The organism is Paenibacillus sp. FSL F4-0125 (assembly GCF_038008565.1).
GTDB lineage: Bacteria > Bacillota > Bacilli > Paenibacillales > Paenibacillaceae > Paenibacillus_AQ.
Window position 1 is genome coordinate 1854143 of sequence record NZ_JBBOZJ010000001.1, and the last position, 21001, is coordinate 1875143.

The following is a 21001-nucleotide window of genomic DNA, read 5'->3' on the forward strand; positions in this document are numbered from 1 at the left end:
GCAATGGTTTTCCGCAAAAATAAATTTTATGCTCGTTTTCGCTCTAGCTGATTGCACAGAGTGTACTTAAACTAACCTGTTTGGTGATGTTTAGTGTAAATAGCTGCACATTGTACACTTATCTCAGGCGATTTGCCTCGTAATCCCTGCTGTGAGCAAATTTAGTTGTATGGAGTGCAATTAAATGAACAACACATATATTTTGTTGTAAATAGTTGCAGAAAGTGCAATTATCGAGTCTTGTTATTAGAAAAACGAACGGAAAATCCGATTCAGAGGATTTTCCGTTTCCATTATTTTCGAGAGGGAAAACCTAAAGGAGGATCTTAATATGGGAAGCGACATGACATTGTCACAATTGAAAAATTATAACGGAAGCAGCCCAAAGCCGGATGATTTCAATTCATTTTGGGAGCAGGCTTTGCGTGATCTGGACGCCCAGTCACTAGAGTATGAACTAGAGCCTGCGGAGTTTGTCAGCGAGCTGGCAGAATGTTTTCATCTCTATTTTACCGGCGTTGGCGGAGCAAGAATCCATTGTAAATATGTAAGACCGAAGAAAAGAGGGTCAGAAAAAGGTTCAGGTGTAGTGATGTTCCACGGATATTCCTGTGACAGCGGGGATTGGATGGAGAAGGTGACTTATGCGGCCCATGGAATTAGCGTTCTTGCAATGGATTGCCGGGGACAGGGCGGACTTTCCGAGGATAATCTAACTGTAAAAGGCACAACCATTCGTGGACACATCATTCGCGGCATTGATGATCCTAATCCGGACAATCTTTACTATCGTAATGTGTTTCTGGATACAGCACAGACTGCTCGAATATTGATGGCTATGGAAGAAGTTGATCCGGGACGTGTAGGTGCTTTTGGTTTATCTCAAGGCGGAGCGCTTACAGTAGCTTGTGCAGCATTAGAGCCGCGGGTGAGTATGGCTGTTCCTGTGTACCCGTTTCTTTCGGATTACAGACGGGCTTGGGAGCTTGATATCACTACGTCAGCTTATGAGGAAATTAACTACTATTTCCGCTTTTTTGATCCGCATCATTTACGTGAGGAAGAGATTTTTAATAGACTGGGCTACATCGATATTCAGAATCTCGCAGAGCGAATTCAGGGTAACGTGTTGTGGGTTACAGGGTTATCCGATACGATTTGTCCCCCTTCTACACAGTTTGCCGCATACAACAAAGTACTAGCGCCCAAAGAACTTATGGTTTATTATGAGTACGGTCATGAGTATTTGCCGTATCTTGCCGATCGGGTGTTACAAATGTTCATGACCTTGTAAATGATAAGCCAGTAGGCATTACAGACAACAATGGTGGTGAATGATTAGATGAAAGAACAAGTAAAAAAAGAAAAAAGGGCATTCCAGCTGCATCCATCCAAATCCATTGGGGTGCGGCTTTTTCTCATCTTCTTTGTTTCGACGATGGTGCTCGTGCTCTCGCTTGGCTACACTTCCTATTCCGTAGCAGAGCATACGATCGAGACGAATGCGCTGTCAGCCAATCAACAGACAGTCGTTCAAACCGCCGAGAAGTTTGATGTGGAATTGTTACGTTATGAGGATGGTCTAGGAAGAATCTTGTACGACAATGAAATTCAAAATGCACTCAAACAAGGGAATAATCCCACTACAAGTAATGAGGAACGTAAGGTACTGTCTAATCAGATTAGTGCGGAGCTAAATGATTGGCTCACTGCTTCAAACGGTGTGGAAGCCGTATACCTTATTCCGATGAATGAAGGTTTTCCAATTTCTTCGGCGGGTACAAAAGATAACGCTTTTATTGAGAGTTTCAAAGAATCCTCATGGTTTAAGCAGCTAGTGGAGAAGCCGCAGAGTGTATGGATTCCACGTGAGTTACAGGGCCAGGAAGGAAATACGTCAGGTGTTTTCCATTTGGCTAAATCGATTGCCGGTGATTCTAAAAGCTCGGGATACATAGTCATTAGTGATATCAGAATTAGCGAATTAGAAAATCAGCTTCGCAAAGTAGATCTTGGAACAGGCTCCTACATGCAATTGCTGACGAATAAGGATGAATTGATTGCCTCTTCTCAGCAAGTGGGGACGGATACATATTTGAATCTGGGAGGAACGCTTCTGGGGGGGCTGCAGAATACAGCAGGGTCATTGCCAACAAAGGATGAGAAGGGGAAATCCATATTAGCTGTCTATGGGACACTAGAAACCTCGGGATGGCGATTACTTGGTGTTGTACCCGCTGAGAACTTGACGAAAGACGCGCTGCGTATTCTCAACACTACCTATCTTATCGTAGCTGTAGCGGCAGTTATCGCGATTCTGATTGGGTACTGGATGGTAAGGATGGTATCTCGTCCGTTGACCAGACTTAAGAATCTGATGTCTGAGGGAGCCGAAGGGAATCTAGGAGTGCGTACGAATATCACCTCACGTGATGAAATCGGCCAGTTATCCAGCTCTTTTAACATGATGATGGAACGGATAACAGAGCTGGTTATTCATACGAATGAAACTGCTCAGAAGGTACTGGAAACCGCCGATGAGCTTAGCGGTGTATCACGTAAGACAGCTGATGCAGCCATGGATATTGCCGCGGCCACGGAAGAAATTGCGGGTGGTGCAGGCAGTCTAGCCTTGGAAGCTGATCGTGGCAATGCGTTGACGGGGCAAATTTCGGTACAGATGGATTTAGTCAATTCAGCTACTCACGAGATGGATCATACCGCACACAGCATCGGCGAACTCAGTGAGGAAGGTTTCAACAGATTGAAAGAATTACTTAATGAGACGAATAGGACGGGCCTGAAGACGAATCAGCTTGTGATGAAGGTTAACGAGCTGACAGAAACGGCATCTTCCGTTATGAAGGTTCTTAATGTGATGCAAAATATTACTCAGCAGACGAATATCTTGTCTCTGAATGCCACCATTGAAGCAGCAAGAGCAGGCGAGGCTGGACGCGGATTCATGGTGGTAGCTGATGAAATACGCCAGCTTGCTGATCAATCGAAAGAGTCTATTGCTGTTGTGGCAGAAATAACAGATACCGTAATGAGAGATATGAACGAGACAGTTGTGGTTCTATCAGAAGTTGCACCGCTTTTTAATCAGCAAATGACCTCCGTGCAGAGCACCAGCAATATCTTCGTTTCTGTGCAGGATCAGATGCAGCATTTTATCGCCCGTCTGAATGCTGTAACTGTGTCGATGGACAGCCTGAGCCAATCGCAAAAGGTTCTATCCGATTCGATGAGCAACGTAAGCTCTATAGCTGAGGAATCATCAGCTGCATCTCAAGAGGTTGCCTCACTTAGTGGAGAGCAACAAAGTGTAAGTGATCATTTGGTAGAGCTTTCTTTGAAGCTGGAGGATGCATCCTTGCAGTTAAAGGAGAAATTATCCAAGTTCAGCGTGTAGAGTAGGCTTAACAGAATACTAAATTAAAGAACCGCTTATTCCTTTAGGAGAAGCGGTTCTTTGTTTTGAGCGGCATGTAGCCAGTATAAAATAATCCAGATGCATCTGAAGATAGTCTAGATAAGCCCGAAAAACGACCCTACGAACCTGCTGATCTGAAGGCAAACATTACGTTACATTGCAGAATGTACAATAGAAGACGCCATTTCCGCTCATAAAATAACATCTACTGCACTTTGTGCAATCAAACTACTGGAAATATGCTATTAAAGGGCATTTTTTATTTATTGGTTGTACAAAATATAATCGAATTACAATTCAGCATGATTTATAAAAATTCTGCTGCACGAAATACAACGACTCTACCAGAAAATAAACATTACGAATCAATTGCTTATGTGTAACGGACTCAGATGCAGCTATTTGCGCATTTTGATGCTTATGGGGGGAGTTGCGGACTCGAGAGACGTTAATCATCATAATCAGGGGCGATATCGTAATTTTTAGTCCGATAAAGTCCCTGGCGTCCGAACGCATTGCTGGTGAGGTGATAAATGAAACAGAAGGACAAACGCTTTCCGTTCTTACAGGACGACGAAGGCGTTTTTGTTTGGAAAAAAATTTTGCTACTGATGTTGTGAAGGCAAATTTATGGCGATTCTAATGGATGTAGGTGGGACATAATAGTGTTGAGTCTGGTCAGGAGGGAAGACATTGCGTAATAACAAACACCGGCGTGTATTCAGCGGTCTTTTTATTTTATCTGCGGCTGTAGCCGTGTTGATCCTTAGGCTGGCGTGGGTTCAACTAATTATGAAGGAACAGACGGTTCCTGGAACAAAATATACACTTGCGAAGATGGCGGAAATTCAAAGTGAACGGGAGACGGTACTGGACAGTGGTCGGGGACGTCTGTATGACCGCAAGAATGAACCCCTTGCCGGGGAAACTATTTGGACGGCGGCGTTTTTTCCACAGGAGGAGATGGCTAAGAAACCTGTGACGAAGGTTGTTTACGAAGAAGCGAAACCCATGCACCGACTGGCGGAGATTCTGGGTGTCAGCTATGAACAACTGCTGAATAAGCGATCTTCGCTTAAAGAACCTTTACTTTGGCCATCTTCAGTGGGAAAAGAACCCCTCGCGTTGTCCCAGGCACAGGCAGAAGAAGTGAGTGCACTGGGGATTGACGGAGTAGGCGTGCTTCCTTTTGCACGCAGATATGACGGGAATTCTTCAGGTCGGCAATGGCTAGGCTATTTATCGGAAGCCACCATGCATGCTGGAGCTAAAGCCTCTCCTACGGGTCTTAGAATACCTATGACAGGAACGGATGGTTTAGAAAAGACGTTAGAGCCTTTGCTTCAAGGTGTGGGTCACACCGAAGCTTATGTACAAGTGGACGCGCGAGGCAATCGCCTTCCAGGCAGCCCCATCCAAGTTAAAGCACCGGGCAATCCTTATTTCCCACTGTCTTTATATACAACAATTGATAAGAAGCTTCAGGAGGAGATTGAGGCGTTAGCGCTCAAATCCGGAATGAAGGAAGGAGCCATAGTGGTGTTAGACAGCGGGACGGGAGATATCGAAGCCATGGTATCTTTACCCTTCTATAACCCAGAGAAGATATCTCCTCAAGGGGGGGAGTGGAATAATCGGGCGCTCCAGGCCGCCGTTCCTGGATCGATCTTCAAAATCGTTACAGCCGCCGCAGCGTTAGAAGCGGGTGTAACCTCCGCTGACGAGCTTTTTTATTGTTCAGGGCAATATGAGAAATATGGATTGTCTTGCCTGACAGGAAAAGGACACGGCCCCCTTACGCTGGCGCAAGGATTTGCCGTGTCCTGTAATACTGTATTTGCTGCTCTGGCAGAGCGATTGAGCGGTGTTCAGCTTCAATCAACAGCATTTGCGCTAGGACTTGGAAGAGATATTAGCTGGCAAGCGGAGAAGACGCTTGGGTTCCCACTTCTAAAACCACTAGCCGGCGAGCAAAAGGGGACCATCTTCACTACCTTACTTCCAGATGACAAGGGAGCCAGGGTACAGACTGCAATTGGACAGCGAGATGTGCAAGTCACACCTTTACAAGCAGCAAATCTAATCGTAACGCTACTGCATGGTGGGGAAGTAAGAGCACCAAGAATTCTGCAGCGAGTCACGTTTGCAAATGGACAGAAGCTGGAGGAGCTTCCGGGTCATCTGTCCCCATCCTCCGCAGGTAGGATCTCTAAGTCTACAGCCCGCCAGTTACTGTCCATGATGCGCAAAGTAGTGACGGAAGGCACCGGAACCCGTCTACAAAGCACACACTGGCCCGTTGCAGGTAAATCAGGGACGGCACAGACCCAAGTTAAGGGTATAGCACGCAACAATCAATGGTTTATCGGCTACGGTCCGGTGGATCACCCAAGATATGCTGTATCAGTTGCTGTAGAGAATGTCGCTCCGGACAGTCAGCATCTTGCCATTAAGCTGTTCGGTCAGATATTTGATTTGTTATCGGATTCGTCAGAAGCTTGAGTCTCCGGAGGAGCAGCAGGAGCAGGAGTAGCCTTGCCCTTAGATGAAGGGCCGTTTGCGGCAAAGGGCGAAACGATAAACTCCTCTTGAGGCAAATAGATCCAGCTCTGAAGATATCCTTGTTGGATAAGCTCTTTGATCAGAATAAGCAGAATCGGCGACAGGATCAGACCGGCCATACCGAAAGCAGATGTGGACAGAATGACGAAGGACAGCATTAGAAAAGCGGACGATACGCCAATCGAATTCCCGGTAATCTTAGGCTCCAGTAGCTGTCTTACAATCAGTACAATCGCGAGAAGTACGATTAGACCGATTGCTAAAGAGGTATTGCCAACAATGAACAGATAAATAATCCAAGGAACTAAAATCGTTGTTACACCAAGCAGTGGCAAGACATCAAATACAGCACAGATAAGCGCCATAGTGATTTCGTTACCGGTCCTTAGTATGAATAAGCCAACCAGTACGATAACAAAGGTAATGCTGATCAGAATAAGCTGAGCTTTTAAATAAGAGCCGATGGCTTTAAATACATTACCCTGCAAAAAGGCATAAGCGGTTTTAAATGTTTTTGGCATTTTGTCATGGGCGATTTTGCGCCAGTCTTTAATTTCCATACTAAGAAAAAATGCTAAAATAATGGCAATCCCAAAATTGGCCATGAAAGAGGAAAAGGATCCAAGAACACCGACCATGTATTTTAGAAAAGCAACAAGCCATCCAGTAAGAACATTCGTGGCATCTTTAAAGTATCCATTCACTTTGTCGGTAATATCCGGCGGCAGGCTATTGATTTTTTGCTGAAGGTAGGTTGTGAATTCCGCGAAATGTTGTTGTACCACATATGTATACTTAGGAAGATTATCTTGAAAATGAAGCGCTTGGATCGTGACCAATAGCCCAGCACCAAATAACGTACCTAGAAGAACGATTAGAAACAGAAGCACTGAGATTGCCGAAGCGAATGGTTTGGCTAGTCCCCGCCGGTTCAAGAAACGGGCAAGCGGTTCAATAAGCAAAAATACAAAAAAAGATAGGAATACAGGTGCAGCTAACTGATACAATTTACTGAAGGCAAACATAACCAGATAGACCGTGAGGACAATTAATCCAATGTCGAAGAACGTGCGCCAATATTTTTTGTATAACGGCAGCATAGATATAAACAACTCCCTCTTTAAATTGTTGATAGGTCAGGTTGAATACATTGTACATGATTTTACTTAAAAAACGTCTATTTCTTTGATACATGTGTTAAAATAGGGGGTAACGTATTTTTTGTCTAATTTCACTTGGCCGTATCACAGGTTCTGCTTGCAGACGTAAGGCGAGCCAAAGTCAACTCTGGAAAAGCGAGGAATTCATATGCAGACTTTGCTGCTCTGGTTATTTTATATCTCATCTTTTTATGCTTTTATCCCGGGTATGATTAGCCGCATTTTTGGTTACCGTGTCTTTCGTAAAGGAACTGGGCTGAATGAGTTCGCGTTGACCTTTGACGATGGACCTGACCCTCGATTTACACCGTTACTCCTGGATTTATTGAAGAAGTATGATGCAAAAGCAACCTTTTTTGTAGTAGGATCTAACGCTGAACGTTATCCGGAGCTTATTAGGCGGATACATGAAGAGGGACATCTTATTGGAATTCATAATTATGTTCACAAGACGAACTGGCTCATGCGGCCCGCAACCGTTCGTCGGCAGATTCAGCGCACGAACGATATTATCTACAACATAATAGGCGAGCGTAGTACGTATTACCGTCCACCTTGGGGGATTGTCAATTTGTTCGATATTTCTAAGCGTCGCCAAGTTGAAATTGTTCTTTGGTCGGTAATGTTTGGCGATTGGCGTGAGAAGCTTGGTGCGCAGCGGCTCACCGAAAAAATGCTTGCCCGATTGAATCCCGGTGAAGTAATGCTGCTGCATGATAGCGGTACAACGCTGGGTGCCGATCCGGACGCACCCGAGAATATGCTTGTAGCCCTTGAACTGACGCTGCAGGAAGCCCAAAGAAGAGGACTGCGTAGCATTCGAGTGGATGACATGATCAAGATGGCGGAGAAATCACCGATTCGGCGTTTATCCTTTGGTAAACGAGTACTGGTAGGACTCTGGTTGGCTTGGGAGCAAGTATTTCAAGCATTGTTCCAGCTTAAGACGATTAACCCGGCGGATCCATTCATGCATTATCGAATGCGTAAATATCAGGGAGAGCCTGTTCAACTCGGTGATGGAACTCAGCTGAGAAAAGGCGATAAAATCATTGAGCTGCATATTGATAACAAGCAATTATTCGAATTAGGTATTCATTCTCGTTCTTCTGCTCAACTTGCGATTCGAATGATCCGCAGAATGGAGAAAGGGTTGCCAATGCTGGCGGAAGTCATTGCCAAGGATGTGGATCTTGCGCAAGCCAAAGCACTTTATGGGGTTAGTATGATAAACCGTGGGCCAGAGAAATTCGGCTTTAGTGTACATGATTTGCCGGATGGTTTATTCGCACGCTCCACCAAGTTTTACTTAAAGATCCTGTTAAGTGTGATTCATCCAGATGGTGGTGCTAGGCTCAAGGAGCGGAGTGAGGTCCTTGTACCGAAGCTAATCTTGATGCCTGTCTCAGAATTGCTCAAGAAGATGAATCAGCAACTGCCTCATGATGAAAGGTCAGTAAGAAAACGTAAACCACAGCAAGAGGAAGCATTGTCGCTTAACGATTCACTTTCAGAAGTGGAATTACCAGGAGCAACAGTAACGAATTGATTCTTGATATTATTAGTCTTATATAATGAACGGCAATGTAGATGCCTCACAAACCAGAAATGGATTGTGGGGCATCTTTTCTTATGTCCAATAAAAAAGAGCAGTCCGACCATAGATTATCTAAGGTGGACTGCTCTTGTATGCTAGGGACAATTAGAACTAGGGTATGCGAATTAAATCTTCAGTACTGCACCGTTACTTGCGTTGGTAACCATTTTGGAATAGCGAGCCAGGTAACCAGTCTTAACTTTAGGCTCAAACTCTTTCCAGCCTGTACGGCGAACCGCCAATACTTCTTCGTCAACCAGCAGTTCAATCTTACGATTGTTGAGGTCGAGTTCAATGATGTCACCATCCTCAACAAAAGCGATCGGGCCGCCTTCAGCAGCTTCTGGAGAAATATGACCGATACTGATTCCGCGGGAAGCCCCCGAGAAACGTCCGTCAGTAATCAGACCAACCTTAGCACCCAGACCCATGCCCACGATTTGCGAAGTAGGAGCTAGCATTTCCGGCATTCCCGGTCCACCCTTTGGACCTTCATAACGGATAACGACTACATGGCCTTCTTTAACCTTACCGTTAGCGATACCTTCGAGTGCGGATTCTTGGGAATCAAAGCAGATCGCAGGACCTTTGTGATATCCGCCAACAGAAGCATCTACTGCACCTACTTTAATGATGGAACCTTCAGGAGCCAGGTTGCCGTATAGGACGGCGAGACCGCCTCTTTCGGAGTAAGGGTTATCGATCTTATGAATTACGGAAGTATCTTGGATCTCATGTCCGATTACGTTTTCGGCTAATGTTTTGCCGGTAACCGTCATGCAGTCTCCGTACAGAGCACCTGGTTTCTTCAGCAGTTCATTCAAGACGGCACTAACGCCGCCTGCGCGGTCCACATCTTCGATGAAAATATCGGATGCTGGAGCCAGCTTCGCCAAATAAGGAACACGGTTAGCCACTTCGTTAATACGTTCAAGCGGATAATCGATACCAGCTTCTTGAGCTAGCGCAAGGGTGTGCAGCACCGTATTGGTGGATCCGCCCATTGCCATATCCAGTGCAAAAGCGTTATCTAGGGATTCCTTAGTTACGATATCTCTTGGTTTAAGATCTAATTTAATTAATTCCATCAATTGAGTAGCAGATCTGCGTACAAATTCTCTACGCTCATCAGCTACAGCTAGGATGGTACCATTACCTGGCAATGCAAGTCCAAGTGCTTCTGCCAAGCAGTTCATGGAGTTGGCTGTGAACATTCCTGAACAAGATCCGCAGGTAGGACAACCGAATTGTTCTAATTCAAGCAGCTCAGCATCGTTGATTTTGCCGACTTGGTGAGCACCTACGCCCTCAAATACGGAGGTAAGGGAGAGTTTTTTACCTTTACTGTCTACGCCGGCTTTCATTGGTCCGCCGCTTACGAACATGGTTGGGATGTTGACACGCAGTGCGCCCATCATCATACCCGGTGTGATTTTATCGCAGTTAGGGATGCAGACCATGCCATCGAACCAATGCGCGGAAACTACAGTTTCCAAGGCGTCAGCGATGATCTCACGGCTTGGCAGTGAATAACGCATGCCGATATGTCCCATTGCGATACCGTCATCTACTCCGATCGTATTGAATTCGAAAGGAACGCCGCCAGCTTCACGAATCGCTTCCTTAACGATCTTACCGAACTCTTGCAGATGCACATGACCTGGAACAATATCAATATAGGAATTGCAGACCGCAATAAACGGCTTTCCGAAATCTTCTTCTTTTACTCCGGCTGCACGCAGGAGACTACGGTGTGGAGCACGGTCAAAGCCTTTTTTAATCATGTCTGAACGCATTTTCTTAGCTGCCATATTGACATTTCCCCCCTAAATAAATTGCAATGAAATATAGTGTCGCATTAACGCAATGAACTCCAAAGACCTGCGTATATACGGTTTATAGAATGAACGGGGACGAGCTTCCTAGAGAAGAAGGGCGAAGCCGATTCTATAAATTATGCCGCTGTTTTGGTATAAACGTTTCCCGCCTATAATGAACGGAAAAGTCATTGTTATTAGTGAGTCTATCACAAAGAGCACGTTTTTTCTACCGGACAATGTGAAGTTTCTCATGAGGAGAGCAGCCTTAAATCGTATAAAAAAACCTATCCGCTAGGGGATAGGCCACTTATAATGAGCGCCTTAAGGCAACACGCTGCAGGGTGATCATCCAGCCAACGGGGGGCTCAACAATAGGATGCATCAGTCGTTTTACACTTGGTTGGGCTAAGAGAATGGTTAGTAAGATTGCGGAGAACACTAATAAGACGGCGCCTATAGAATGGTTGATATAGGAGTACAGGCCAGAAACGGCGGCAAAACGAATGATAAATCCGTGAAGTAGAAAAACATACAATGTACGGGAACCCCAGTCAGTCATCCGGCTGAGCAAGTAAGGAATCCACCCCATAAAGGCTATTGCAGCAGTGATTTGCAGACCGTAAACAGCTAACCGATAAATTCCTGCGTACCATTCATGAAGTCCAAGCTGCATGTAAGTCATACTTCCGTAAAGCCAGCCTATCGGGAACTCTGAGCCCCAAGATGCAAACAGAAGGAATAGAAGGATGGAGACTGCGGCAGCAGTGATTTTAATCTTTTTTTGAAAAAAGCGTAAAAAGGTCTGGAACGGAAAATGATAACCTAATACGAAAAATGGCAGGTATACGAAAGTGCGGCTAATGCTGAACCATATGCCATCAAGTTGTAGGTATCCAATGGCAATTCCAGCAACGATAGCAAAAATGAATTGCATGGCAGGCGTCCATTTACGCATCCCGATCATTAGCAAACGCCAGAAGGCATGACTTGCCAGGAACCATAAGAGCAAATAGGGGGCGAAAAAAGAATGATGGATACCCTGTACGTGATATATGGCGGCGTCTAGCACAGAGTAGAGGCTTTGAAAAATAATGTACTGCAGTCCGATTTGCATGATTATGCGACGGCCTTGCGTCCCTGTAAGGTGTTTATTGGCAAAAAAGCCTGTAACGAGCACGAAGAGGGGCATATGGAAGCTGAAGATCCACAAATATAAGCTATGCAAGCTGCTCATTGAGCCTATCAGTGGTTCTATGGCGTTTCCAACGATTACAGTGACAATGAGAACAAAACGTAAATTTAGAAAAAAGGTCTTTCCAGGTGTGTCTAGCGAGTTATCCCCTACCATGACTTCCCCCCAAAGATGCTTGATGCTTTAATTTTAAAATACAAAATTTTCTTCGATTGAATTGTGAATTAACTCACTAGTGAAAGCGTTATCATGAGTACCAAATGTGGCGATGTGTTGAAGGTTGTTAGAATAGTGGGTTTCCACTATAATTTTCTTATATACAGTAACATCCGGGAGTGGAGCATATTGAAGAGAAGAATAAATAAGCGTCGTATTGGTTTAACTGTACTAATCATTCTTGTTATAGCCGGATTGCTGTTATGGAAATATTTAACTCCGTATGCACCAGCCGAACAAGCAGAAACTGCCCTGATTTCCAGTGGTGGAGTTACCGTCGAGCAGAATGACAACTGGATCTCGTTCGAACCTTCCATTACTAAAGGTGCCTCGATCATATTTTACCCTGGAGCTCTGGTGAAACCAGAAGCTTATTCCCCGCTTGCGAAGGGCATTGCTGCTGCGGGACATCCTTTCTACATCGCCAAAATGCCGTTTAATTTAGCAGTAACAAAGGGCGATGCCGCAGAAGAGATTATTCGTGTACATCCGAAGCAATCTTTTGTTCTAGGTGGACATTCCCTTGGGGGCGTCATGGCGTCACGTTATGCAGTTGAGCATGCGGACCAGCTGGAAGGTGTATTTTTTCTAGCCTCTTATCCGGATGAAAAAGGTAGTCTACGAGAGACCACTTTGTCAGTATTGTCGCTGGTAGGGACTGAGGATCAAGTGATTGACAGAGACAGCTACAGTAAAGGGCGCTCTTATCTGCCGGATAATACGGTCTATAGTTCAATCGTCGGTGGTAATCACGCTCAGTTTGGAAGCTATGGACCTCAAAAGGGAGACGGGAATGCAGCCATTTCTGAAGAAGAGCAGCAAAAAGAAACAGTGAGAGCTATGCTGGATTGGCTAGGGAATCTTAGGTAGTCTCCGGTTCGGTCTTTCCAACAAAGGGAGTGAGGATTATGCCATTATTACACATTAACGATGACTGCATTCCCTGTTCAGGAATATTGTTCGACAAAGATGGCACGCTATTGGATTTGTTAGCCACATGGGGGAATTGGGCCGAGCTTGTTCTTCGTGGAATGGAAAACCAGCTTACGGTTATGGGAACTGATTTTATTGTGGATCGAAGTAAAGTGCTTGGTACTCAGCATGATGCTGCAGGTAAGTTGATTGGTTATGATCCTGCAGGGCCGCTCACCATGGCTACAGAGGAAGAAAGTTATGGAGTGCTTGCCTGGCAGCTATATGCTGCGGGCGTGCCTTGGAATGAAGCGTTGACCCGTGTAAAGAGCATAGCGAAGGACGCAATGTATGAGTTGCGCAGACGCCGCACGGTACAGCCGCTAGAAGGTCTTCATTCTTTTCTGGAAAATTGCGCGGCTGCATCGTTGAAGCTTGGTGTGGTTACCTCAGATGGTGCGAAGACGACTCAGGAGCATCTGGATTGGCTTGGTATTGCCCATTATTTCGATTCGGTAGTTACAAGAGACAGAGTATTAAACGGAAAACCCGAACCTGAAATGGCTGAATTAGCCTGCAGGGAGCTTGGACTTTCTCCAGAAGTAACGATTATTATTGGTGACAGTAATGCAGATATGCAATTGGGTAAAGGTGCAGGATTACGCCTCGCCGTTGGAATCTCCAACATGGGTGATGGAAATCACTTGATCGACGCAGATGTGATTATTTCTAGCTATAATGAGCTAAGGATCACCTACTGATCAGCATACTAATGGAAAGGATGTGCTACAACATATGGATCAATTGCAGACACTTGCTTCTTGGATTAAAGACTGTGACAATATCGTTTTTTTCGGAGGGGCAGGTACATCAACAGAGAGTGGAATCCCGGATTTCCGCTCGGCAGCGGGATTATACCAGACTCAGCACAATTCACCTTATCCGCCTGAAGTGATGCTGAGCCGCACTTTTTTTATGTCCTCACCGGACATTTTTTTTGATTTTTACCGTAGTAAAATGATTCATCCCGACGCTCGTCCGAATGGTGCTCATCAGCTGCTTGCAGAATTGGAACGTCAGGGCAAGCTTAAGGCTGTTATTACGCAAAATATTGATGGTTTGCACCAGCTGGCAGGCAGCCAAAAGGTACTTGAGCTGCATGGTTCCATTCATCGTAACCATTGCATGGACTGCTCACGTTATTACGGGTTGGAGCAACTCCTAAGTTCCAATGAGATCGTCCCTCGCTGTCCTGAATGTGGTGGCATTATTAAGCCGGATGTTGTGTTATATGAAGAAGAATTAGATCACTCGGTGCTGGTGAATTCCGTTGAAGCGATAGCAGCTGCAGATATGCTTATGATTGGTGGCACCTCTCTTACGGTCCAGCCTGCGGCTAGTCTGGTTACTTATTTCAGGGGGAAACGTACGGTGCTGCTGAATGGCGACCCGACCCCCTATGATGATCGAGCTGATCTTCTGATTACAGATCGGATTGGGAAGGTACTCGGCAGTGTAAAGGATCTAATTGGTTAGAGAAGGAATAGTAATAGAGAAACAGCCCGGTTCCTTAAGCTAAGGAAGCCGGGCTGTTGTTGTAGAAGTGAATTTTTAAAAGTGAAAAGCCTCTTAAAGATCTGGCTTCTTTACATGTCTGGTCGTTGTGAGGCGGTAGGCAGTGGGTGACTGGGCGCAAAAGCGTTTAAATTGACGCGAGAAGTATAGGGCGTCAGTGAGTCCAACGGAAGCGGCAACCTGTTCGACAGACAGTTCTGGTCGCTCACGGAGCAGTTGTCTAGACTTCTCAATACGCAGCTTCAGCAAGTATGTTACCGGAGACAAACCGGTTTCTTGCTTGAACACACGGGAGAGATAGGCCCGGTTATAGCCAAGGGTATCACACATTTGTTCAATAGATACTGGATGAGCGTATTGGGAGGCCATGTAGTGGATCATTTGCTTCACAGTACGCTTAACCTGCGATTCAGCTCCGGGAAGACGGGAGAAAGAAGAGAGCAAATCTGCAGCTTCACCTACAATGAGATAAAGATATCCCAGAGAAGTTAGGTGGGCACTTTCTTTGTTTGCTTTGAAGGCTTGCATGATACTGGAAAGGGCACCTGGGATGACGCTGTCACCCGTTGTAGTCAACACAGGTTTTTGAGGTGTAAAGCCAGTCTGCAGCACAAGGTCGTCAGCCTCGCTCCCAGTAAAGGCTGCCCAGCGATAGCACCAGGGCTGTTCTTTATCCGAAACATAACTGACCAGCTGCCCTGGATGAATAAGGAAGCAGTCACCTTGTCCTAGTGTATATTGATGATGTTCAGTACGGAAAATACCTGAGCCTGACTCTATAAAGTGAAGTAAATAATAATCGTAAATCTTAGGGCCAGCTTGATGCATAGGAATCGTCTGACTTTGACCGGCAAACAATACATGGAGATTTTGTTTATCGTAATACACGGGATTGGATCCTACGGAATAAGTATGCTCCATATGGGACAGCCTTTCTTGTGTTATTGTCATTTTATGGCTTATAGTTTAGGGTGTATCATTTCTCTGTGTAATTATTATATTATGGGAAGTCACATTTATCCATACATTACACACATGATTGCATTATCAGAGGATCACTGATTACATTATAATGAATACATAAAGAACGCTTTACTAATTCCCACTGGCTGAAGCAGCGAAAGGATGGAGTGGCATTAATGAGCACACAGGAACTTAATAAGAAATTCATCGAAAAATACGGGGTAAGCGAGCAAGAGGCTCAAGTATTTTATGCACCAGGACGTGTCAATCTCATTGGAGAGCACTTGGATTACAACGGTGGATACGTGCTACCCGCAGCTTTGGAATTCGGTACAACTTTGATTGTTCGCCCACGCAGTGACAGCAAAGTGAATTTTGCATCTACTAATTTTCCTTATGAAGCATCTATTGATTATAGTGAAATTGGCAAGGCCAAAACGGGAGAATGGATCGACTATCCGGTTGGAGTAATGGTTGAATTGGAGAAGAAAAACACTCCAGTATCTAAAGGTTACGATCTGCTGTTCCATGGTGATATTCCGAATGGCGCAGGCTTGTCCTCATCGGCTTCTCTTGAAGTCGTGACTGCTTATGCTTTCCTGACGCTTGAAGGCGGCGACACGGATACCGTTGAGATTGCACTCTTGTCTCAGCGTGCTGAGAACCAGTACGTAGGTGTAAACTCCGGAATTATGGATCAGTTCGCAGTTGCTAATGGCAAACGAGATCATGCAATCCTGTTAATGTGCGATACGCTTGAATATAATCTGGTACCTTTCATCACAGGTGCTTACAAACTGGTTATCGGCAACACGAACAAACGCAGAGGACTTGTAGATTCCAAGTATAATGAGCGTCGTCAGCAGTGTGATGAGGCCTTGTCTATTTTGCAAAAAGAAGTGCCTTCACTAGCTTATCTGGCACAGCTCAACCGTGAACAATTCGAAGCACATCAAGATAAAATCACGGATGAAGTTGTTAGACGCCGCGCTCGCCATGTTGTGGAAGAGAATCAACGTGTACTAGATTCTGTTGAAGTATTAAAGAACAATGACCTGAAGCAGTTTGGTCAGTTCATGAATGACTCACATGCTTCCTTGCGCGACTTGTATGAAGTTAGCTGTGAAGAGCTAGATATTATGGTTGAAGAAGCACAGCGTATTCCGGGTACACTCGGTTCCCGTATGACTGGCGCAGGTTTCGGTGGTTGTACTGTATCCTTGGTACATGAAGATGATGTAGAACGTTTTATTTGTGAAGTAGGCGAGGCGTATACCACAAGATCTGGTTTGGTTGGTGAGTTCTACGTTTGCGGCATCGGTAATGGTGTCCAAGAATTGAAGGGAGTGTAATCAAATGGCGATTTTAGTAACAGGTGGAGCAGGTTATATCGGATCTCATACTGTAGCGGAGCTGTTGGATCGCGGCGAAGAAGTGGTAGTCATCGACAACTTGCTGACAGGGCATCGTGAGGCGCTATTGGGTGGCAAGCTGTACGAAGGCGATCTGCGTGATAAGGAGCTGCTAAGTAAGCTGTTTGCTGAGAACGAGATTGAGGCAGTCATTCATTTCGCGGCGAGCTCTTTGGTTGGTGAGAGCATGAAGGACCCCGTTAAGTATTATGACAACAACGTATACGGCACACAATGTCTTTTGGAAGCTATGCAAAAAGCTGGCGTGAACAAAATCGTATTCTCGTCCACAGCGGCAACCTATGGCGAACCGGAAAAAGTGCCGATTGAAGAAACTGACCGTACCGAGCCAGCTAACGTTTACGGCGAAACGAAGCTGACCATGGAACGCATGATGGCTTGGTTTGATAAAGTACTGGGTATCAAATATGTAGCGCTTCGTTACTTTAATGCTGCAGGTGCACATGCTAGTGGCAAAATCGGTGAAGACCACCGTCCGGAAAGTCATTTGGTTCCGCTGGTATTGCAAACCGCTTTGAAGCAACGGGAGAGCATCGCCGTGTTCGGAGACGACTACCCTACAGAAGACGGTACTTGCGTGCGCGATTACATTCATGTGAGTGATCTGGCTGATGCCCATGTTCGTGCAGTAACCTATCTTCGCAGCGGAAGCAGCAGTAATATTTTCAACTTGGGGAATGGACTTGGCTTCTCGGTGAAACAGGTTATTGAAACAGCGAAGAAGGTTACAGGACTGGAAATCCCTGTAGTTATTCAAGAACGACGTGCTGGAGATCCGGCAGTGCTGGTAGCCTCCTCCGACAAAGCGCGCTCTATCCTTGGATGGAACCCTCAGCATGCTGACTTGGAAAATATCATTCAAAGCGCCTGGAACTGGCATTCTGCCAATCCGCAAGGATACGGAGAATAAGGGATTTAGCTCGAATTGAGCTTACGATCCTACTTAAGGAGAATTAAAAATGCACAACGAGAATAAGGTTACGCCTGCTGGCCAGAAAGCATTATATGCGATTGAGCAACTTGTTCTGTTCGCACTCCGCGAGCAGCTCATTGCACCATCCGATGAAGATTTTAGCCGTAATGTGCTGCTAGATCAGTTCGGATTTAGTGAGCCGTTCGTTGGCGAGGTCGATCAAAGTCCACTTACAGGTCCACAGGTTCCACTGGATGCACTGATTGATTATGGTTTTGAAATCGGGTTGATTCCAGAGAATAGCGACACTTACCGTGACTTGCTGGATGCTAAGATTATGGGGCTCCTAATGGCCCGTCCATCAGACGTAAATGCGGAGTTCAACCGTTTAGCTGCTGAAAAAGGCATCTCCGCGGCTACAGATCGCTTTTATAAATTAAGCATAGATTCCAACTATATCCGGATGGACCGGATTTCCAAGAACGTCTACTGGCTGCAAGATTCGCCTTATGGTGACATCGAGATGACAATCAATTTGTCCAAGCCTGAGAAAAGTCCGAAGGAAATTGCTATGGCCCGGCTGCTCCCGCCGCCGGTCTATCCAAAATGTCTGCTGTGCCGTGAGAATGTTGGGTATGCTGGACGGGTTAATCATCCGCCGCGCCAGAACCTGCGTGTCATTCCGCTTCAGCTGAATAATGAGAAATGGCTCTTTCAATACTCACCTTATGTTTATTACAACGAGCACTGTATTGTATTCCATCATGATCATGTACCAATGAAACTTACCAAGGATACCTTGAAGCGGCTACTTAGCTTCGTGGAATCTTTCCCGCACTATTTTATTGGCTCGAATGCAGACTTGCCGATTGTTGGCGGCTCGATTCTGACACATGACCATTTTCAGGGTGGACGTCACACCTTCCCTATTCAGAAAGCGCCTAAGGAAGATACGTTCACGCATGCATCTTATCCTGGTGTCAGCATTAATATCGTAAAATGGCCTATGTCCGTATTACGTTTGAATGGTGACGATCCAGCTGTATTGCTGGAGTGTGGCAATGCACTTTATGAAGCTTGGAAGGCGTATAGTGATCCTGAAGCAGAAGTGTTGGCGTTCACCGAAGTTGATGGTGAAGTGCAGCCTCATAATACCGTTACTCCTATCGTTCGTCGGGCAGAAGATGGCGGCTTCGAGATGGATCTCGTGCTGCGTAACAACCGGACTAACGAGCAATATCCTGAGGGGATTTTCCATCCCCATCGGGAGATGCACCACATCAAGAAAGAAAATATCGGTTTGATTGAGGTTATGGGACTCGCAATTCTGCCAGGTCGTCTGAAGGAAGAGCTCGATTCTATTGCGAGCATCCTTGCAGGAGATCAAGCACGATTAGAAGCGGTGAAGAATGATCCTAGTCATCCACTTGCGCAGCATGCTGCTTGGGTTCAGGAGCTTGTAGAGCGTTTTGGAACGGCATTACAGCATGAAGAAGCCGTCAAGATTGTGCAGAACGAAGTCGGCATCAAGTTTACACATATTCTTGAACACGCGGGTGTCTATAAACGGACTCCGGAAGGGCAAGCTGCTTTCCGTCGTTTCGTGAAGAGCTTCGGCGCGATATAAAGTTTGGAAAGGGGATGTCCTTAAGCCTGTAGGCTTAAGGACATCCTTTTTTTAGGTTATATATTTGGGGTCCCCGCAAAGTATCTGAGTTTGCATCGAAGCAAAGCACCACTTTATGGGGATATTTATATGGCTCGAAGCTGCTCCATTTGAATGCGGCTATTCAGAGGTTTATAATACGAGTGAGCAAAACATTCTGAAATAACTAATGGAGGTTTACACATATGCGTAATTTTGATTTTTATAATCCCACCAAGCTGATTTTTGGACAGGGTACACTGGAAGCGTTGAAGACTGAGGTTCCTAAGTACGGCAAGAATGTATTGTTGATGTACGGTGGCGGTAGTATCAAGCGTAGCGGTCTGTACGATAAGGTAATGGCTGAGCTGAGTGCAATAGATGCTGTGGTAACTGAACTCGCAGGCGTAGAGCCGAATCCACGCCTTTCCACCGTACATAAAGGTGTTGAGCTGTGTCACGAGCATAAGATTGACCTCATCCTCGCTGTAGGTGGCGGTAGCGTGTTAGACTGCGCTAAAGCAGTTGCTGTTGGGGCGAAATATGATGGTGACATGTGGGACTTTGTTGAACGTAAGGCAGCTGCTCAAGACGCTCTCCCACTCGGTACAGTGCTGACGATGGCAGCTACAGGATCAGAAATGAATAGCGGCTCTGTAATCACCAACGAAGTGACCAAGGAAAAAATGGGCTGGGGCAGTATTCATGCATTTCCAGCATTTTCGATTCTTGACCCAGAGAACACCTTCACTCTGCCACGTGATCAGACGGTCTACGGCATGGTAGATATCATGTCTCATGTTCTGGAGCACTATTTCCATACTGATGGCAACACACCGGTACAAGACGGCTTCTGTGAGACTTTGCTACGTACGGTGATCGAAACCGCACCGAAGCTAATTGAAGATTTGAATAATTACGAACTGCGTGAGACGATCATGTACTGCGGTACAATGGCGCTTAATGGTATGGTTAGCATGGGGTTCGCTGGCGATTGGGCGACTCACAACATCGAGCACGCAGTTTCAGCCGTATATGACATTCCACATGGTGGAGGATTGGCCATTTTGTTCCCACAATGGATGAAGTATAACCTGGATACGAATCCTGTTCGTTTCCGCAAGCTTGCTGTAAATGTGTTTGGTGTTGATCCAGCTGGCAAGACGGATAAGGAAATTGGGCTGGAGGGTATTGAAGCTCTGCGTAGCTTCTGGGATTCCATTGGTGCGCCGAAGACACTCGCTGATTACGATATTGATGACAGCGAGATCGGCAGTATGGCTGACAAAGCTGTTCGTTTCGGACCGTTTGGTAACTTCCGTAAGCTTGATCGTGAGGATGTAGTAGAAATTTATAAAATGGCTCTGTAAGTAATTTCTTCTACGAAAGAGATTATCTGTCTTTATTTTAGAAGACGTAATTGAAAATCAAGGAAGCGATTCTCCTGTAATGGATGAATCGCTTCTTTGCGTTTAGGGGTCTAATGTGACTAGTTTCTCATACTATATTTTATCTGACCTCGTCCGTTAGATATCATGTGAGTTTTCAGCAAGAAGGACTGCTTCCGCAGCCATTTA

The 21001-nt window shown here is 45.6% G+C and carries 15 protein-coding genes; 11 read left to right on the top strand and 4 right to left on the bottom strand.

All coding sequences use genetic code 11. The features are described 5' to 3' along the window. Nucleotides 1-331: 331 nt before the first annotated feature. The 3 genes from NST74_RS08135 to NST74_RS08145 all read left to right on the top strand — a co-directional run bounded on the left by NST74_RS08135 (nucleotide 332) and on the right by NST74_RS08145 (nucleotide 5938). Nucleotides 332-1294: an acetylxylan esterase gene (locus tag NST74_RS08135; RefSeq protein WP_341111407.1), complete on the top strand. Its 963-nt coding sequence runs from the start codon at nucleotides 332-334 to the stop codon at nucleotides 1292-1294. A 48-nt stretch (nucleotides 1295-1342) separates the two neighbouring features. After that, complete coding sequence (locus NST74_RS08140) at nucleotides 1343-3415, top strand: methyl-accepting chemotaxis protein (protein WP_341111408.1); 2073 nt, start codon at nucleotides 1343-1345, stop codon at nucleotides 3413-3415. A 714-nt stretch (nucleotides 3416-4129) separates the two neighbouring features. Continuing rightward, nucleotides 4130-5938 (top strand): peptidoglycan D,D-transpeptidase FtsI family protein, encoded by a 1809-nt coding sequence (locus NST74_RS08145; RefSeq protein ID WP_341111409.1) that lies wholly within the window; start codon nucleotides 4130-4132, stop codon nucleotides 5936-5938. On the opposite strand, the gene NST74_RS08150 is transcribed toward NST74_RS08145, so the two are convergent. Then, entirely contained in the window at nucleotides 5899-7098 is a 1200-nt protein-coding gene (locus NST74_RS08150; RefSeq protein ID WP_341111410.1) for an AI-2E family transporter, read from the bottom strand. The genes NST74_RS08145 and NST74_RS08150 overlap by 40 nt on opposite strands. Nucleotides 7099-7306: 208 nt before the next feature. Here NST74_RS08150 and NST74_RS08155 point away from each other — a divergent pair, with 208 nt between their 5' ends. Next, nucleotides 7307-8707 carry a polysaccharide deacetylase family protein gene (locus NST74_RS08155; RefSeq protein WP_341111411.1) on the top strand — a complete coding sequence of 467 codons (1401 nt, stop codon included), beginning with the start codon at nucleotides 7307-7309 and terminating at the stop codon, nucleotides 8705-8707. A 173-nt stretch (nucleotides 8708-8880) separates the two neighbouring features. Here NST74_RS08155 and ilvD read toward each other — a convergent pair whose 3' ends face one another. Both ilvD and NST74_RS08165 read right to left on the bottom strand, forming a co-directional pair. After that, nucleotides 8881-10566, bottom strand: coding sequence for a dihydroxy-acid dehydratase (gene ilvD / locus NST74_RS08160; RefSeq protein ID WP_042125516.1), 1686 nt, complete (start codon nucleotides 10564-10566; stop codon nucleotides 8881-8883). 316 nt (nucleotides 10567-10882) lie between these two features. Then, nucleotides 10883-11923, bottom strand: a complete 1041-nt coding sequence (locus NST74_RS08165; RefSeq protein WP_341111413.1) for an acyltransferase family protein — start codon at nucleotides 11921-11923, stop codon at nucleotides 10883-10885. Nucleotides 11924-12112: 189 nt separating this feature from the next. Here NST74_RS08165 and NST74_RS08170 point away from each other — a divergent pair, with 189 nt between their 5' ends. The 3 genes from NST74_RS08170 to NST74_RS08180 are packed head-to-tail and all read left to right on the top strand — an operon-like array spanning nucleotide 12113 to nucleotide 14431. Then, nucleotides 12113-12853, top strand: a complete 741-nt coding sequence (locus tag NST74_RS08170) for an alpha/beta hydrolase (protein WP_341111414.1) — start codon at nucleotides 12113-12115, stop codon at nucleotides 12851-12853. Nucleotides 12854-12891: 38 nt separating this feature from the next. Continuing rightward, nucleotides 12892-13656: an HAD family hydrolase gene (locus NST74_RS08175; RefSeq protein WP_341111417.1), complete on the top strand. Its 765-nt coding sequence runs from the start codon at nucleotides 12892-12894 to the stop codon at nucleotides 13654-13656. A 34-nt stretch (nucleotides 13657-13690) separates the two neighbouring features. Further along, on the top strand, nucleotides 13691-14431 hold the full coding sequence (locus tag NST74_RS08180) for an NAD-dependent protein deacylase (protein ID WP_042125524.1): 741 nt from the start codon (nucleotides 13691-13693) through the stop codon (nucleotides 14429-14431). Nucleotides 14432-14524: 93 nt separating this feature from the next. Here the strand turns inward: NST74_RS08180 and NST74_RS08185 are convergent, their stop codons facing one another. Continuing rightward, a complete protein-coding gene (locus tag NST74_RS08185) occupies nucleotides 14525-15421 on the bottom strand; it encodes an AraC family transcriptional regulator (protein ID WP_231574082.1) in 897 nt (298 codons plus the stop codon). Nucleotides 15422-15609: 188 nt separating this feature from the next. On the opposite strand from NST74_RS08185, the gene NST74_RS08190 reads away from it, so the two are divergent. From NST74_RS08190 to NST74_RS08205, 4 genes are all read left to right on the top strand, one after another. Further along, nucleotides 15610-16785 carry a galactokinase gene (locus tag NST74_RS08190; RefSeq protein WP_341111419.1) on the top strand — a complete coding sequence of 392 codons (1176 nt, stop codon included), beginning with the start codon at nucleotides 15610-15612 and terminating at the stop codon, nucleotides 16783-16785. A gap of 4 nt (nucleotides 16786-16789) precedes the next feature. Further along, the gene (gene galE / locus NST74_RS08195; RefSeq protein WP_076120839.1) at nucleotides 16790-17776 is read left to right on the top strand and encodes a UDP-glucose 4-epimerase GalE; all 987 of its coding nucleotides are present in this window, start codon (nucleotides 16790-16792) and stop codon (nucleotides 17774-17776) included. A gap of 49 nt (nucleotides 17777-17825) precedes the next feature. Beyond that, nucleotides 17826-19406, top strand: a complete 1581-nt coding sequence (locus tag NST74_RS08200) for a UDP-glucose--hexose-1-phosphate uridylyltransferase (RefSeq protein WP_341111421.1) — start codon at nucleotides 17826-17828, stop codon at nucleotides 19404-19406. Between the two features lie 224 nt (nucleotides 19407-19630). After that, a complete protein-coding gene (locus NST74_RS08205; RefSeq protein WP_341111422.1) occupies nucleotides 19631-20794 on the top strand; it encodes an iron-containing alcohol dehydrogenase in 1164 nt (387 codons plus the stop codon). Nucleotides 20795-21001: the final 207 nt, after the last annotated feature.